Here is a 16136-nt window from a genome sequence, read left to right on the forward strand (position 1 = left end):
CCCTGCCGTGGGACGCTTTACTCTTCAGGTGAACCTTTTCTTCCCTCAGGCTTTTTTATGGCTGCTTGAAAAGAGGCTTGAGTCGGACATAAACGTTGAAAAAGGCCTGCTGGAGTAAGATGTCCTTTCCTGGTTTTTGTCCTTCTGACAATCTGTACCCGAGGTGGATGAGAAGGCGGATACCAGCATTGACGGAGTTAAGCGTCCGCCGCATTGTTCAAAAACGTCGGGAGCGTTTTTGAACAATGCAAAGCGTTGGCCCGCTTGCGGGCGAGCCTCATGGATGAGGTGAGTGAACCGGCGGCCGAGGCCCCAGGGATGGGTTTTCGACGACTTTACGCAGTCACTGCTGGTATCCGACTGAACGGAGCACTGTTTTCCCTGCAAAGACCTCGCCTCCCATCCTATGTCACTCATCCAAAAGACAATTAAAACCCACCAATCGCAGGTTAAACGCGCAACCATTTAATCAATATAAAGTTGTGACGTTCTGCAGCCATATAAAACAGCCAGCTTCTCAAGCGTTTGTTTTTGAGGTTTCTTTCTCGACTCTAACTTCGACACGCCAGCCTGCGTGATGCCCAGTTTATTCGCCACCTCTTCCTGTGACATGTGACGATGCAAACGCCAGGCAACATGCAAAGGAACGGATTGCCGTCGGCTGATTTTCATTACATCGTGAGGAATCGTTTCATCATCGTCTGGACCCACTTCATAAGGGACAGACTCAAACACATCATCTAAATGACGTTCAGCCATGAGCTTATTAAACAGCTCTATAGGGATGACAGCACCAGTGCGGTTCCCGCGCTCGTCCGTCAGAAACTGTATAGCATTCATGGGTAATCACTCCTTACTGGTACGGCAGGCAACACTGTCTGATCGTCTGCCTGTGCTGCGGAACGCTAAACCCGGCTGCACAGAACTTATTGATGACGCACATTGCTCCTGCCACACTGCTAGCGCTTTTTGTACGTGGTCGATGTTCTTCTTACGACTTCAAGTATATCTATCACTACTGGCTGACCTTTCTCTATCTTCCAGAGTACGCGGTAGTGACCTACTACCAGCTTCATTCGCTTCTGTTTATCATCAGTCAGCTTTTCGACTTTCAGATGGGGAATATCCGGCCATTTAGCCAGCGCCTCTACAGCATCTTCAATAGCGTTGCCCTCTTTCTGAGGCAGCCCATAAAGCTGTTTCAATGCCTTTTTCGTCCAGTTAATTTCTGGCATCCGTCAACACTCCATGTTGTCAAAGAAGACAGTCAACTCACCGCAACGGAATATAACTATAATCAATCATAATCACAATATCCCTGTCGTATAAACATGGTTTTTAGTTATAAAATTATAACCTTTTAATTTTCAGTCAACCTGTATATCTGCCATGAAAAATCTCATAAAAAAAGGCCCAACTTTCGTTGAGCCCATTCTTACGTTAATGCCGTGTTCAGCTTGCGGTCTGTGTCCGCAGCTCCAGCTCATACTCTTTCGCCTTTTCGACGTCGAACTGGTTTTCCCAGCGGGCAATCACCAGCACCGCCAGCGCATTACCAACCACGTTCAGCGCGGTACGCGCCATATCCATGATGCGGTCAACACCGGCGATAAACGCCAGACCTTCCAGAGGAATGCCGACGCTGCCCAGTGTGGCCAGCAGCACCACGAAGGAGACGCCTGGCACGCCAGCGATACCTTTAGAGGTCACCATCAGCGTTATTACCAGCACAATCTCGTCGGTCAGCGACAGGTCAATGCCATACAGCTGCGCAATAAAGATCGCTGCGATACTCTGATAAAGCGTTGAACCATCCAGATTAAACGAGTAACCGGTCGGCACCACGAAGCTGGTGATCGCTTTCGGCGCGCCGTAGGCTTCCATCTTCTCCATGATACGCGGCAGCACCGTTTCCGAACTGGAAGTGGAGTAAGAGAGAATCAGCTCATCCTTCAGGATACGCATCAGCGTGGTAATCCGCAGCTTACAGAAGCGCGCCACTCCGCCCAGCACCACAAAGGCGAAGAACAGAATTGCCGCGTAAACCAGCAACACCAGCTTAGCCAGCGGCCAGAGCGAGGCAAAGCCGAAGTTAGCAATCGTCACTGCAATCAGCGCAAACACACCCACCGGGGCATAGCGCATGATCATGTGCGTCACTTTAAACATCGCTTCCGAAATGCCACGGAACAGGTTCACCAGCGGATCGCGCTGTTCTGACGGCAGTGACGACAGGCCTAAACCAAACAGCACCGAGAAAAAGATAATCGGCAGCATGTCGCCCTTCGCCATTGAGGCGAAAATATTCTGCGGGATCAGCGACAGAATGGTGGTCACCAGGCTGTGCGGACCGCCCTGTACCTCTGCCGTTGTCGCTTCATATTTAGAGATGTCCACCGTTGCCAGCGTTGACATATCAATGCCGGTGCCGGGTTGAAATACGTTGGCCAGCGTAATACCGACCACAATGGCAATGGTGGTGATCACTTCAAAGTAGAGAATCGTTTTGACGCCGATGCGTCCCAGCTTCTTTGCATCACCCACGCCAGCGATGCCGACAATCAGGGATGAAATCACAATCGGTACCACAATCATCTTGATAAGATGAATAAAGATATCGCCTGCCGGGCTGAGAATGTTGGTGACTAACCATTCACGATTGTCTGGCTGATTATGCAACACAGCACCCACAACGATGCCAAGCACCAGGGCTGTCAGAATCTGCCAGGCCAGGCTGATTTTAAAACCTTTCATAACGTGTAATTTCCTCAGTCAAAACCCGTTTCTCTCTACTGCGAAGGTGCAGAAGACAATACACACAGGGAGTGAGCAAAAAGCCCGGTAAATTAGAGGGTGTCTTGAAACAGCGCCTCGTATGAAAATCTGATGATTCCCATACCCATTTTCAGACGCGGTCTGAGTTGATACCTGCAGAACAGGGGCGAGATAAGTACCATTTTCACTGTGGTAAATGCAACCCCTGGCGGATCCGATTAAAAGTTCACCATCTAAGCAGCATAAAGTGCTGCTGGAGCTGAAAAACCCTAACCTGCTGTTATGAAAAGTATTACTTCGATGAATTTACGCATAGCTATGCAGAAACGCTTAAAAACTGATCCGACGCGTTTGCTCGCTTTTTATTCAGGATAAAAGCGTAAAAGCGATGCCTGACTTCTCCAGCGCCGCCAGAGCGTTAACCTGATAGATCAGAATGGCTTAACGCTTCTTGGGGGATGTGTATCACGTGATCTGTGGCGCAAAAAAGAAACAAAGCTTTGGCGCAGGCTTTAATTAACCATTGATTGACATATCATTAACATCTTCAAGGAGATCCGCCATGAGCCAAATACACAAACATCCCGTTCCAGAGAATATTGCAGCAAACACCCTGATTACTGCAGAACAGTATCAGGCGATGTATCAGCAATCTGTCGACGATCCAGACAGTTTCTGGGGCGAACAGGGCAAAATCCTTGACTGGATCAAGCCTTACAGCAAAGTGAAAAACTGCTCGTTTGCACCAGGTAACATTAACATTCGCTGGTACGAAGATGGCACGCTCAACCTGGCGGCAAACTGCCTTGACCGTCATTTAGCCACGCGCGGCGATCACCCGGCGATTATCTGGGAAGGCGACGACGCCAGCGAAAGCAAAACCCTGACTTTCCGCCAGCTGCATGCCGAAGTCTGTCGCTTCGCCAACGTGCTGGAACTGCTGGAAGTGAAAAAAGGCGACGTGGTGGCGATCTATATGCCGATGGTGCCGGAAGCCGCAGTAGCGATGCTGGCCTGTGCGCGTATCGGTGCCGTTCACTCGGTGATCTTTGGCGGTTTCTCACCAGAGGCGGTCGCGGGCCGCATCGTCGATTCCAGCGCCTCGCTGGTAATCACGGCCGATGAAGGGATCCGCGCCGGTCGCAGCATTCCGCTGAAGAAAAATGTCGATGACGCGTTAAAAAATCCCAATGTCACCAGCGTGAAAAACGTGGTGGTGTTCCAGCGCACTGGTAAAGATGTGGGCTGGGTTGAAGGCCGCGATCAGTGGTGGCACGACCTGATGCTGAACGCGAGCACCAACCACGCTGCCGCAGAAGTCGGCGCAGAAGATCCGCTGTTTATCCTTTATACCTCCGGTTCAACCGGCAAACCCAAAGGCGTGTTGCACTCCACCGGCGGGTATCTGGTCTATGCCGCGACCACCTTTAAGTTCGTCTTTGATTACCATCAGGATGATATCTACTGGTGCACCGCTGATGTTGGCTGGGTGACGGGCCACAGCTATCTGGTTTATGGCCCGCTGGCCTGTGGCGCCACCACACTGATGTTTGAAGGGGTGCCAAACTGGCCAACGCCGAGCCGTATGGCGGAAGTGGTCGATAAACATAAAGTCACGCTGCTCTACACCGCGCCCACTGCAATCCGTGCGCTGATGGCGGAAGGTGATAAGGCGATTGCCGGCACCGACCGCAGCAGCCTGCGCATTATGGGATCGGTCGGTGAGCCAATTAACCCGGAAGCCTGGGAGTGGTACTACAAGAAAATCGGCAACAGCCGCTGCCCGATTGTTGATACCTGGTGGCAGACCGAAACCGGCGGCTTCATGATCACGCCGCTGCCGGGTGCGACCGAACTGAAAGCGGGTTCCGCCACCCGACCGTTCTTTGGCGTGCAGCCCGCGCTGGTGGATAACGAAGGTCAGCCACAGGAAGGCGCCTGTGAAGGCAATCTGGTGATCACCGAGTCGTGGCCGGGTCAGGCACGTACCCTCTATGGCGATCACGACCGTTTCGAGCAGACTTACTTCTCTACCTTTAAAAATGTCTACTTCAGTGGTGATGGTGCCCGTCGTGATGAAGATGGCTACTACTGGATCACCGGACGCGTCGATGACGTACTCAATGTTTCCGGTCATCGACTCGGCACCGCCGAAATTGAATCGGCGCTGGTCTCGCACCCTAAAATTGCCGAAGCGGCGGTAGTGGGGATTCCGCACAGCATCAAAGGCCAGGCGATTTATGCCTATATCACGCTGAATCATGGCGAAGAGCCGTCGCCGGAGTTGTATACCGAAGTGCGCCAGTGGGTCCGTAAAGAGATTGGCCCGATAGCCACACCGGATGTGCTGCACTGGACCGACTCACTGCCGAAAACCCGCTCCGGCAAAATCATGCGGCGTATTCTGCGCAAAATTGCCACCGGAGATACCAGTAATCTTGGTGATACTTCTACGCTCGCCGATCCTGGCGTAGTAGAAAAACTGCTTGAGGAGAAACAGTCGATCAAAATGCCTTAAGCGCACGCTGTCCGGCGGGAAGATCGCTTCCCGCCACACCCGCCCTACGCAGTCTGTTTCGGTAGTCACAAATATTATAACCAGCTGAATCCGCGCCCTGTCGCGAGGTTCTCGCCTGCAAGCCCTCTGGAGAAAATGTGATGAATGACGCCCTTTCGAATCAGGATGCCATCAATCAACAGATTGAGCGTAATCCCCTTTTTCATGAGTTAGTCCGTAAGCGTCAGGCGTTCGCGACGCTGCTGTCGCTGATCATGCTGGTGCTCTATGTCGGCTTTATCCTGCTGATCGCGTTTGCCCCCGGCTGGCTCGGTACGCCGCTGCATGCCGGCACCAACGTCACGCGCGGTATCCCGATTGGGGTCGGGCTGATTGTGATGTCGTTTGTGCTGACCGGCGTCTATGTCTGGCGTGCCAACGGTGAGTTTGACCGTTTAACGAAAGCGATCCTCAGCGAGGTGAAATCATGACTCGTCTCACCTTATGGCTGCTGGCCTTAATGCTGCCGTTTTCAGCGCTGGCTGCCGATGCGATAACCGGTGCCGTGCAGCGCCAGGCGACCAACTACCAGGCGATTATCATGTTTACGATTTTCGTCGGGGCCACGCTGGGAATTACTTACTGGGCCTCAAAGCGCACCCGATCACGTAATGACTACTACACCGCGGGCGGCAATATCACTGGCTTCCAGAATGGCCTGGCGATGGCGGGTGACTTCATGTCGGCCGCCTCGTTCCTGGGCATTTCGGCGCTGGTTTACACCTCCGGTTATGACGGGCTGATCTACTCGCTCGGCTTCCTGGTCGGCTGGCCGATGATTCTGTTTTTAATCGCTGAGCGACTGCGTAACCTGGGTCGCTACACGTTTGCCGATGTCGCCTCATATCGTCTGAAGCAGATGCCGATCCGCACGCTGTCAGCCTGCGGCTCACTGGTGGTCGTGGCGCTCTACCTGATCGCGCAGATGGTCGGGGCCGGTAAACTGATCCAGTTGCTGTTTGGCCTTAACTACCATGTTGCGGTAGTCCTGGTCGGCATTCTGATGGTGATGTATGTGCTGTTTGGCGGCATGCTGGCCACCACCTGGGTGCAGATCATCAAAGCCGTGCTGCTGCTGTTTGGTGCCACCTTCATGGCGGTCATGGTAATGAAGGCGACCGGTTTCAGTTTTAATACGCTGTTCACCGAAGCGATGGCGGTCCATCCAAAAGGCATCGCGATTATGCAGCCTGGCGGATTGGTCAAAGATCCTATCTCCGCGCTGTCGCTGGGGCTGGGGCTGATGTTTGGTACGGCCGGATTGCCGCATATTCTGATGCGCTTCTTTACCGTAGCGGATGCTAAAGAGGCACGTAAAAGCGTCTTCTGGGCCACCGGCTTTATGGGTTACTTCTACTTCCTGACCTTTATTATCGGCTTCGGTGCCATCCTGCTGGTGGGGGCTAACCCGGCCTTTAAAGATGCCAGCGGCGCGCTGATTGGCGGCACCAATATGGCGGCGGTGCATCTGGCGAACGCCGTGGGCGGCAGCACCTTCCTGGGCTTTATCTCTGCGGTTGCCTTCGCCACGATTCTGGCCGTTGTCGCAGGCTTAACCCTGGCAGGTGCGTCGGCGGTGTCTCACGACCTCTACGCCAGCGTGTATCGTAAAGGCCAGGCGAGCGAGAAAGATGAGCTGCGGGTTTCAAAAATTACCGTGCTGGCGCTGGGCGTGGTGGCGATTGCGCTGGGTATTCTGTTTGAGAAACAGAACATCGCCTTTATGGTCGGGCTGGCCTTCTCGATTGCGGCCAGCTGTAACTTCCCGATCATCCTGCTGTCGATGTACTGGTCAAAACTCACGACGCGCGGCGCGATGGTGGGCGGCTGGCTCGGTCTGCTGACCGCCGTCATCCTGATGATCCTCGGCCCGACGGTGTGGGTACAGGTGCTGGGCAACGCGAAGGCGATTTTCCCCTATGAGTATCCGGCGCTGTTCTCCATGGCGGTGGCCTTCGTGGGCATCTGGCTCTTCTCCATTACCGACCATTCGCAGCAGGGCGCAGAAGAACGTTCACGCTTCCGTGCACAGTTTATCCGCTCGCAGACCGGCACCGGCATCGAACAGGGCAAAGCGCACTGATCGTGGCTTTTCGTTCATAACGAGCAGGCAATAAAAAAGGGCGGCTACCGAAGTAGTCGCCCTCTTCTTTTGCGCAGCAGAATCAGAAGCGCAGCGATGCACCCACGTACGGGCCATCGACCAGCACGTTATCTTTGCGTCCATCTTTGTTGTTCAGTTCGATGTACTGATAACCCACACGCAGGTTAAGCAGTGAAACCGGCGTGAAGCTCAGGCCGCCACCGGCTTCCTGATAGCTGTCGAGCTGATCGGTGAAAGACTCTGGCGCGTAATAATATTCGCCATACAGGCCCCACATGCTGTTGAAGCTGTAGTGTGCTGCACCACCCAGCGCCACCGCAAATCCATCTTTTCCATCTTCAGGATGGGTGAAGATCGCTTTTGCGGTCGGCGCCAGACGTAGCGGCCCGAAATCAACGTTGTAACCCAGACCGGCACCGTAGGTGCTGCCGTCATGGTCGCTACGCAGCCAGTTACCTTTCAGAAACAGACCGGGTGTTGTGGTGCCCAGACCCACATTCAGGTTGGTGTTATGTTCGCTGACATCAACACTGCCTTCAATCGCCTGAGCGGCACCGCTCATTAAAACCAGCCCGAGGGCGCTCCCGGCAACAAGTTGCTTAAACATGATTCCACTCCGTGAAAGGACAATTAATTCGGCCGCAAGGTTAACAGCCTGAAATGGGGAGACAACAAAATCTGGAAAACTTTACGTAAAAATACGTGTCTCAGCGCAGACCAGCCCCTGAGCGACGGAGTGTAGCCTATATTGTCCACATCAGGTGCCCAATCAGCGGGGCCAGCACCACGGTCACCACGCCAGAGAGCATCATCACCAGGCTGGCGACCACGCCCTCCTGCTCGCCAATCTGATAGGCGCGTGCCGTGCCGGCACCGTGTGACGCCGCACCGAATCCCGCGCCTTTCGCCACGCCCTGCTTAATGGCGAGCCGCAGAAACAGCACGTCGCCGATTGCCATGCCAAACACGCCCGTGATCACCACGAACAGCGCCACCAGATCGGGCTGCCCGCCAATCGGACCCGCCGCAGCCAGCGCAAACGGCGTGGTGATAGAGCGCACGGCCAGGCTGCGCTGAATCGACTCCGGCAGGGTTAACAGCCGCGCCAGCCAGACGGAACTGCAGACGGCGACCAGCGTCGCGGTCACTACGCCCGCGCTCAGCGACAGCCAGTGGCGCTTAATAATTTCCACGTTCTCATAGACCGGCACCGCAAACGCCAGCGTCGCTGGCCCCAGCAGCCAGAGCAGCCAGTGGTTTTCGGCGATGTAATCCTGCCAGCTGATATGCGTCAGCAGCAGCAATGCCACCAGCACCAGCGGCGTCATCACCAGTGGCATCAGCAGCAGCGTCCGCCAGCGGCGATAAAGCCGTTTATTCAGCGCATAAACCAGCAGCGTAACGGCTACACACAGCAGGCTGAGAAGAAAATCACGCATGCGGATCCTGCTTACGCGCGGCGCGCGCGACTTCATACTGATAAAGCCGGTCCACCACCCAGGCAGTCGAGGCCAGCACCAGCAGCGTACTGACGCCAATCACCACACAGATGCGCCAGCCATCAACCCGCAGCAGATCGCCATAGTTCACCACCGCCACCACCGCCGGAATAAAGAACAGCAGCATCTCGGCCAGCAGCCAGCGTGATCCGGCTTTCACCCAGTTCAGCGGCACAATCCGCGTCACGATTAACGCCAGCAGCAGCAGCATCCCGACGATATTGGCGGGCAGCGGCAGATGCAGCCAGCTCACCAGCCGGTCGCAGGCGATAAACAGGCCGATATAGAAACCCAGCTGGAGCGGCAGGCTGAGCCATTGCACTGCGCGGTTGCTGCGTAAAGTGAGCGCTAACGCCATCACCTTGTCTCCCCGATTAAATTGATGTCACCAGTATAAATCGTCAACAGTAGGTGAAAAAAATGAATTAAAATTATCGAAATCATGCCTGAAAGGAATAGTTATGGATGTCCGCGCCCTGCGTTACTTTACTGAAGTCGTACGCCAGCAAAGCTTTACCCGTGCGGCGCAGAAGCTGTTTGTGACGCAACCGACCATCAGCAAAATGTTGCGCCAGCTGGAGGAGGAGCTGGGCTGCACGCTGATCCTGCGCGATGGTCGTCGTCTGCACCTCACCGACAGCGGCCAGGCGGTCTATCAGCGCGGCCTGGCGATCCTGCAGGAGTTTCATCAGCTGGAAGCGGAGATTGGTGACATCAACCAGCTCAAAACCGGTGAGCTGCGACTGGGTATTCCGCCGATGGTCGGTATGCAGATCGCCGGTTCGATTTCCGCGTTTCGCCGCCGCTATCCCGGTGTGAAGCTGAAAATCTCTGAATTCGGCGGTCTGACCGTCCAGCAGGCGGTGCTGGCGGGCAGTCTGGATATCGCCCTGACCGCGCTACCGGTCGATGCCGAGCTGCCGCTGAACACCCTGCCCCTGATGCATCATCCGCTCTGCGTACTGCTGCCGCGTCGCCCGGAGTGGCTCAGCCGCCAGCAGATTGGACTGGCAGAACTGGCAGAGCATCCACTGCTGATTTTTAATGAGGAGTTCTCGCTGAATCGTCAGCTGATGCAGGCGTTTCAGCGGCTCAACCTGACGCCAACGGTGGCGGTTCGCAGCGGACAGTGGGATTTTCTGGCGGCGATGGTGCAGGCGGAGATGGGGCTGGCGATTCTGCCGGAGCCGATCTGTCAGCGGCTGGATAAGCAGTCGCTGCTGTGGCTGCCGCTGGAATCGGAGCTGAAGTGGAGTCTGGGATTGATCTGGCGGGAAGGGAGTTATCTGTCGCGCAGTGCGCAGGCGTGGATAGCCTGTTGTCGCGAGCATTGGCCGGATGAGCCGCCGCGCCTGTCGGTGTGAAAGGCTGGCACGCCGCATTAACGCGCAGGCGTGCCAGTCAGGACTTACTCCTCTTTTTCGATCAGCAGCGCTTCCAGCAGATCCAGGTCGTGCAGTAACTTCTGCATCGTCTCATTGGAGATTTGCTGGGTGGCGCGCAGATGATAGACCTCAGCACGTTCGGCACGCAGTCCGGTCAGGCGGAAGCGACGCTCCAGGTTCTCGGCGAACAGCGCGTGTTCAAGGTCATTCTTCCCTTCAGCGCGACGACGTAAGTTGCCAATCACCCGCAGACTCACCTCTTTAAGCAGCTCCGGATCGATGTTCTCTTCCGACTCATTCTCCAGCCGCTCTTCCATCTTGTGCAGGCTCTCAATGGCTGCACCTGCCATTACCGCACGCGCATTCTGCAACTCGCGACGGTGTGCGCCTTTATCAATAGTATCAATGCCGCGCAGCAGAATCGGCAGAATCACTACCCCTACCAACAGCGAGAAGAGAATCACGCCGGTGGCGATAAAGACCAGTTCATAACGCGCCGGGAAAGGCTCGCCGCTGGTCAGGAACAGCGGAATCGACAGGACACCGGCCAGGGTAATCGCGCCGCGCACACCCGCAAAGGAGGCGATCAGCAGTTCACGCAACGAGTAGTTGGAGAACTCCAGCGGCTTCTTCTTCAGCAGGCGTTTGCTGAAGCGCTGCATAATCCACAGCCAGCCAAAACGCACGATCATCAGCGCGGCATAGACCAGCCCGATATCGGCAAACAGCATCCAGAGCTCGACGTTCGGATCGGCCTGCGCCTGATCGACAGAGGTCTGCAGAATATCCGGCAACTGCAGGCCCAGCATCAGGAAGACCATGCCGTTAAAGACGAATTCCAGCATCTGCCAGACGCTGTTGGCACGCAGGCGCATCGCCAGCGGTGCCTGACGAATAATACCGGAACGGGTGATGGTCATACCGGCCGCCACGGCCGCCAGGATGCCTGAGACACCCAGATGTTCAGCAATCAGGTAAGAAGCGAACGGCAGCAGCAGCAGCAGTACGGTCTGGGTAGCCGGATCGTCACCGCTCCAGCGGCTGAGCAGGCGCAGTGACTTACCGTAGAGCCAGCAGATCGCGACACCCGCAATCAGACCACCCACCGCCACTTTCAGGAACTCAACGCTGGCACCACCCCAGGTAAACACCATGGTACCCATGGCGACTGCCACGGCAAATTTCAGCGATACCAGGCCCGAAGCGTCATTCATCAGGGCTTCGCCCTGCACGATCGACATAATCTTCTTGGGAATACGGCCTTCACCGACAATGCCTGAGAGCGCCACGGCATCGGTCGGTGACAGCACCGCCGCCAGCGCAAAGGCAGGGATCAGCGGGATACCTGGTACCAGCCAGTAGATCAGATAGCCGATGCCGATCACGGTAATCAGGACCAGCGCCAGTGCTAAGCCAATTATCTCGCGACCATGATGCAGGAACTCACTGATCGGCGTCTTCCAGCCATCCGCGAACAGCAGCGGCGGAATAAAGAGCACCAGAAACAGCTCCGGGTCAAAGTCGACATGCAGACCAAAAGTTGGCCAGGCCAGCATCGCACCCACGGCGATCTGAACCAGCGGCAACGGGATCTGAAAAGGGAGGATACGAGCCGCAACGCCAGAGAGCGACACGACCAGCGTCATGATGAGAATTGTAAAAAAGATTTCCATGCTTTCCTTAGGCGTCGTTTCTTTCAATCATTGGTTAAGCGCTAAAGTGTAAAACAAACTGCGGTGAAGATTGTCAGCTACGCGTGCGCCGGGCGGGAAAATAGTGGAAAATTCCGGACGTGCAGCCGCACGCCCGGTTGTACAGTCAGATCGCCCAGCCACCGGCGTAAAACGCCACCAGCGCGATAGCAATAATGACGGTGCCGACGTTGAGCTTGCGCCATTCCCCCGCGAAGAGACGCCCCACGACCAGGCTGGCGAAACCGATCATAATGCCCGTGACGATGTTACAGGTGAGCACGATAATCACCGCCGTTAACAGGCCCGACATCGCATCGACAAAATCATTAAAGTCGACTTTCGCCACATTACTGAGCATCAGCAGACCCACATACATTAATGCAGGCGCGGTGGCGTAAGCCGGCACCAGATACGCCAGCGGTGACATAAACAGAATGGCAAGGAACAGCAGGCCGACCACAATCGCGGTAAGACCGGTTTTACCCCCCGCCGCCGTTCCTGCCGCCGATTCGATATAAACCGCAGCCGGTGACGCGCCCACCAGACCCGCGAACAGGCTGCTGACGGAGTCGCTAGTCAGCGCACGGCCACCATTGATAATCTGGCCCTGTTTATCCAGCAGATTTGCCTGACCCGCGACCGCGCGAATGGTGCCGGTCGCGTCAAAGACCGCCGTCATCACCAGTGCCAGCACGCTTGGCAGCACGACCGGCTGCATCGCGCCCATAATGTCGAGGCTGAACAGCAGCGACTCACCGCTGGCATCACGCAGGCTCGGCAGCGCAAACAATCCTTTGTAGCTCACCGCCGGATCGAAAATCAGCCCCAACAGCGAAATGGCGATAATTGTCATGAGAATACCGCCGGGCATCCGGCGCTTCTCCAGTCCAATAATTGCTGCCAGTCCCAGCAGCGTCATCATTACCGGAAAAGTGGTGAAGTGCCCCAGCGCCACCGGCAGGCCCGGTGCCGGGTTTTTCACTACCAGGCCTACACCGTCAGCCGCAATCAGCAGCAAAAACAGGCCAATTCCGACGCCAGTGCCGTGCGCCACGCCCATCGGCAGGTTACGCAGGATCCAGGCTCGAATGCCGGTCACTGAGATCAGGGTAAACAGCAGGCCCATCAGGAACACCGCGCCCAGCGCAACCGGCACGCTGATGTGCTGGCCCAGCACGAGGCTGAAAGCGGTAAAGGCGGTTAAGGAGATTGCACAGCCAATCGCCATCGGCAGATTGGCCCACAGTCCCATAATGATGGAACCAAAGCTGGCAACCAGGCAGGTGGCGACAAACACGGCAGTAGGGGGAAAACCGGCCTTGCCCAGCATTCCTGGCACCACGATAACGGAGTAGACCATCGCCAGGAAGGTGGTAAGTCCGGCCAGAATTTCCTGGCGCACGCTGCTGCCGCGCGCCGAGATCGAGAACCAGGCGTCCAGTTTTCCACTGGCCGGGCGTGATTCAGTTGACATAGTTGAGCCTCAAAAATTTTTGTTGTGTGGATCGCTCTGCGACCATCGCTGTCCCTGGAATAAGCGGGTAGACGGCGTCACTGTCGGGTTTTACCCGGCAGGCAAACGTTTACCTTGCCGCAGATAGTTGGCCGCCAGAAGCGGCCAGATAAAAAGGCATGCGATTATCCGGCGTTTAGCGGCACATTTTCAACTGTCAGAGGGAGATTCTTCAGCATAAAGATCAGGCTTAAGTCGCCAGCAGCCACGTGGCCCAGGCCGACGTCAAACGCTGACGCCCTGAAGTTAACGCGATTTTCAGGGGGATGCGCACTGGCGCAGCAGTGATGAGACACGACCCGCCAGTGGAAGAGGGGAATTAACCTGGCAGCGAAAGCTCGCCGCCCTGATCGATCGCGCGCTGCCAGGCGGCACGCTGTTGCACAGTCTGCAGCCATTTCTGGCTGGCGGGCATCTGCTCCAGTCCGGCACGTCGCGCAAGCGCCAGCAGCGGAAAGCTCATCTGGATATCAGCGATACTGAAGCGCTGACCGGCGAACCAGGGATTTGCAGCCAGATGCTGTTCGATCATCTGCATGTGTGGCTTAAGCTGTTTATCCAGGAACGCTTTCTGCACGCCTTTACCGAATGCCGCCCCGACCGGGCGCAGCAGCCACGGCACCGGTGCTTTACCCATCTGACCGAAGATCAGCTTCATCACCAGCAGCGGCATCAGCGAGCCTTCGGCATAGTGCAGCCAGTAGCGGCACTGCAGCCGCGACGCCTCATCACTCACTTTGAGCCGGAACTCGTGATCATATTTCTCTTCAAGATATTCGAGAATGGCACCTGACTCTGCCACTACCTGGTTCCCGTCGGTAATGACCGGTGATTTTCCCAGCGGATGCACTTTTTTCAGCGCCTCCGGGGCCAGCATGGTCGGTTCGCGTTGATAGCGTTTAATCTGGTACGGCACTTCCAGCTCTTCCAGCAGCCACAGCACCCGATGCGAGCGCGATTTCTCAAGATGGTGAACGGTGATCATCATGATTCCCTGTGTTTTGACCTTCACCAAGTATAGACGTCACTCCACATCCGGATGTTTATCATCCTGTTCCGGGTCAAGCAGCACCGCACCCGAGCCCTGCTGACCCAGCCGGTCGCCGGGATTGCGCAGCGGGCAGTCGCGCATCGACAAACAGCCGCAGCCGATACAGCCATCCAGGTCATTACGCAGGCGGGTCAGGGTTTCAATGCGCTTATCCAGCTCTTCGCGCCAGTGCTGCGTCAGCGCATCCCACTCCGGTGTCGACATGCGCTTGTCAGGCGGAATGTGATCCAGGCTGTCACTGACCGTTGCCAGCGGAATGCCGATACGCTGCGCAATCTTGATAATCGCGACGCGTCGCAGCACGTCACGGCTGTATCGCCGCTGATTGCCGCTGTTGCGGGTGCTGAAAATAAGTCCTTTTGTCTCATAAAAGTGCAGTGCCGAAACCGCCACACCGCTGCGGCGCGCCACTTCACCCGGTGTTAAGACCGGTTTCGGATAGTTGCGTTCTTTTTTCATCAGGCTCTTTACCTCAAGTTAACTTGAGGAATTATACTCGCTCTCCATCAAAACCACTAAACTCCCATTACCGCTTATTAAGCACCAGAAGGATGAGACCATGATGCAAGAAGAGATCATTCATTCCCTGACGCACTGGATTGACCAGAACCTGGATAAGAGCCTGTCGATCGATGAGGTTGCCGCAAAATCGGGCTATTCGAAATGGCATCTGCAGCGTATGTTCCGTTCGGTAACGAAACAGACGCTGGGTGGCTATATTCGCGAGCGCCGTCTGACGCTGGCAGCGGAAGCGCTGTCACAGACACAGCGGCCGGTTTTTGATATTGCGATGCAGTATGGCTATGACTCGCAGCAGACCTTCTCCCGCGTGTTTCGTCGTCAGTTTTCACAGACGCCTACCGCTTACCGCCATACCATGCGCCGCCAGGCGATTCAGCGCCCTCGCCTGCTGAGTTTTGGCTGCAATGACGGTATCAGTAGCTTCACCCAGCGCACGACCGGCGAGTGCTGTCCGGTTCGTTGACCCCTCAGATGCGCCCGCCCGGGCGCATCTGACTGATTTCCCCACCGTTCTTCTGCTACTACTCGCTATTCCCTCACGCCGCTACCATACCAGAGTCAAATTTTGTTCAAAATTTAAAATCGGGTGATATAATGTGACCCAAGTCACACTTTGAACCTGGGTTGACGGCGAAAAAGCACCCCCTGACACACTTTTCCGCCGCCGGTGATGTCCGCAGATTGTCAGGAATACTTACTGATATTGAGGTCCGGCCGATGGCTACGTTAACCGCCAGTTTACTTGTTATGCGTTGGGAATTGCTGAGCGCAGTCATGATGTTTTTTGCCAGCACCCTGAAAACCAAACTTCGTCAGGATAGCCGTCACGTGATGGCATTTATGTGTGGCGGGATTGGTTTAGGCATGACCTGCTGGTTTGTTACCGGTCTGATGGGCATTACCCTGAGCATGGATAACGTGCATAACTTTCTGGAAATCTCAAAGCATGCCTTTATCGATGTGATGAGCCAGGCGCCTGCTGACTGGCCGATGCCCTGATTTTTGCGCATAAAAAACCCCGCTAAGCGGGGTTTTT

General features: G+C 55.7%; 16 protein-coding genes. 6 read left to right on the forward strand and 10 right to left on the reverse strand.

Annotation, left to right across the window (positions count from 1 at the left end):
• Positions 1-465: 465 nt before the first annotated feature.
• The 3 genes from ACVKSX_RS17785 to gltP form a co-directional block, all read right to left on the reverse strand.
• Positions 466-840 carry a helix-turn-helix domain-containing protein gene (locus ACVKSX_RS17785; RefSeq protein WP_346455516.1) on the reverse strand — a complete coding sequence of 125 codons (375 nt, stop codon included), beginning with the start codon at positions 838-840 and terminating at the stop codon, positions 466-468.
• A gap of 119 nt (positions 841-959) precedes the next feature.
• Entirely contained in the window at positions 960-1235 is a 276-nt protein-coding gene (locus ACVKSX_RS17790; protein ID WP_010252139.1) for a type II toxin-antitoxin system RelE family toxin, read from the reverse strand.
• Positions 1236-1452: 217 nt separating this feature from the next.
• Positions 1453-2754: a glutamate/aspartate:proton symporter GltP gene (gene gltP / locus ACVKSX_RS17795; RefSeq protein ID WP_010252141.1), complete on the reverse strand. Its 1302-nt coding sequence runs from the start codon at positions 2752-2754 to the stop codon at positions 1453-1455.
• 583 nt (positions 2755-3337) lie between these two features.
• Here gltP and acs point away from each other — a divergent pair.
• The 3 genes from acs (at position 3338) to ACVKSX_RS17810 (ending at position 7415) form a co-directional block, all read left to right on the forward strand.
• Entirely contained in the window at positions 3338-5293 is a 1956-nt protein-coding gene (acs, locus tag ACVKSX_RS17800; protein ID WP_010252142.1) for an acetate--CoA ligase, read from the forward strand.
• A gap of 140 nt (positions 5294-5433) precedes the next feature.
• Entirely contained in the window at positions 5434-5763 is a 330-nt protein-coding gene (locus tag ACVKSX_RS17805; protein ID WP_010252143.1) for a DUF485 domain-containing protein, read from the forward strand.
• The gene (locus tag ACVKSX_RS17810) at positions 5760-7415 is read left to right on the forward strand and encodes a cation acetate symporter (RefSeq protein ID WP_022625224.1); all 1656 of its coding nucleotides are present in this window, start codon (positions 5760-5762) and stop codon (positions 7413-7415) included. The genes ACVKSX_RS17805 and ACVKSX_RS17810 overlap by 4 nt, the downstream gene beginning before the upstream one ends.
• 82 nt (positions 7416-7497) lie before the next feature.
• Here ACVKSX_RS17810 and ACVKSX_RS17815 read toward each other — a convergent pair whose 3' ends face one another.
• The 3 genes from ACVKSX_RS17815 to ACVKSX_RS17825 all read right to left on the reverse strand — a co-directional run bounded on the left by ACVKSX_RS17815 (position 7498) and on the right by ACVKSX_RS17825 (position 9293).
• Positions 7498-8043, reverse strand: coding sequence for a YfaZ family outer membrane protein (locus ACVKSX_RS17815; RefSeq protein ID WP_010252147.1), 546 nt, complete (start codon positions 8041-8043; stop codon positions 7498-7500).
• Positions 8044-8179: 136 nt separating this feature from the next.
• The gene (locus ACVKSX_RS17820) at positions 8180-8875 is read right to left on the reverse strand and encodes an LrgB family protein (RefSeq protein WP_010252149.1); all 696 of its coding nucleotides are present in this window, start codon (positions 8873-8875) and stop codon (positions 8180-8182) included.
• Positions 8868-9293 (reverse strand): CidA/LrgA family protein, encoded by a 426-nt coding sequence (locus tag ACVKSX_RS17825; protein ID WP_010672051.1) that lies wholly within the window; start codon positions 9291-9293, stop codon positions 8868-8870. The genes ACVKSX_RS17820 and ACVKSX_RS17825 overlap by 8 nt, the downstream gene beginning before the upstream one ends.
• 103 nt (positions 9294-9396) lie before the next feature.
• On the opposite strand from ACVKSX_RS17825, the gene ACVKSX_RS17830 reads away from it, so the two are divergent.
• On the forward strand, positions 9397-10299 hold the full coding sequence (locus ACVKSX_RS17830) for a LysR family transcriptional regulator (protein ID WP_010252153.1): 903 nt from the start codon (positions 9397-9399) through the stop codon (positions 10297-10299).
• A 44-nt stretch (positions 10300-10343) separates the two neighbouring features.
• Here the strand turns inward: ACVKSX_RS17830 and ACVKSX_RS17835 are convergent, their stop codons facing one another.
• The 4 genes from ACVKSX_RS17835 to soxR form a co-directional block, all read right to left on the reverse strand.
• Complete coding sequence (locus ACVKSX_RS17835) at positions 10344-11993, reverse strand: Na+/H+ antiporter (RefSeq protein ID WP_256844435.1); 1650 nt, start codon at positions 11991-11993, stop codon at positions 10344-10346.
• Between the two features lie 145 nt (positions 11994-12138).
• Positions 12139-13488, reverse strand: a complete 1350-nt coding sequence (locus tag ACVKSX_RS17840) for an NCS2 family permease (protein WP_022625223.1) — start codon at positions 13486-13488, stop codon at positions 12139-12141.
• Positions 13489-13846: 358 nt separating this feature from the next.
• Entirely contained in the window at positions 13847-14512 is a 666-nt protein-coding gene (locus tag ACVKSX_RS17845; protein WP_010252159.1) for a glutathione S-transferase family protein, read from the reverse strand.
• Positions 14513-14551: 39 nt separating this feature from the next.
• Positions 14552-15037 (reverse strand): redox-sensitive transcriptional activator SoxR, encoded by a 486-nt coding sequence (gene soxR / locus ACVKSX_RS17850; RefSeq protein WP_010252161.1) that lies wholly within the window; start codon positions 15035-15037, stop codon positions 14552-14554.
• A 100-nt stretch (positions 15038-15137) separates the two neighbouring features.
• On the opposite strand from soxR, the gene soxS reads away from it, so the two are divergent.
• Both soxS and ACVKSX_RS17860 read left to right on the forward strand, forming a co-directional pair.
• Entirely contained in the window at positions 15138-15563 is a 426-nt protein-coding gene (gene soxS, locus ACVKSX_RS17855) for a superoxide response transcriptional regulator SoxS (RefSeq protein WP_010252163.1), read from the forward strand.
• Between the two features lie 254 nt (positions 15564-15817).
• Complete coding sequence (locus ACVKSX_RS17860; protein WP_031591768.1) at positions 15818-16099, forward strand: YjcB family protein; 282 nt, start codon at positions 15818-15820, stop codon at positions 16097-16099.
• Positions 16100-16136 lie beyond the last annotated feature (37 nt).

Source organism: Pantoea sp. PvP021 (assembly GCF_054056055.1).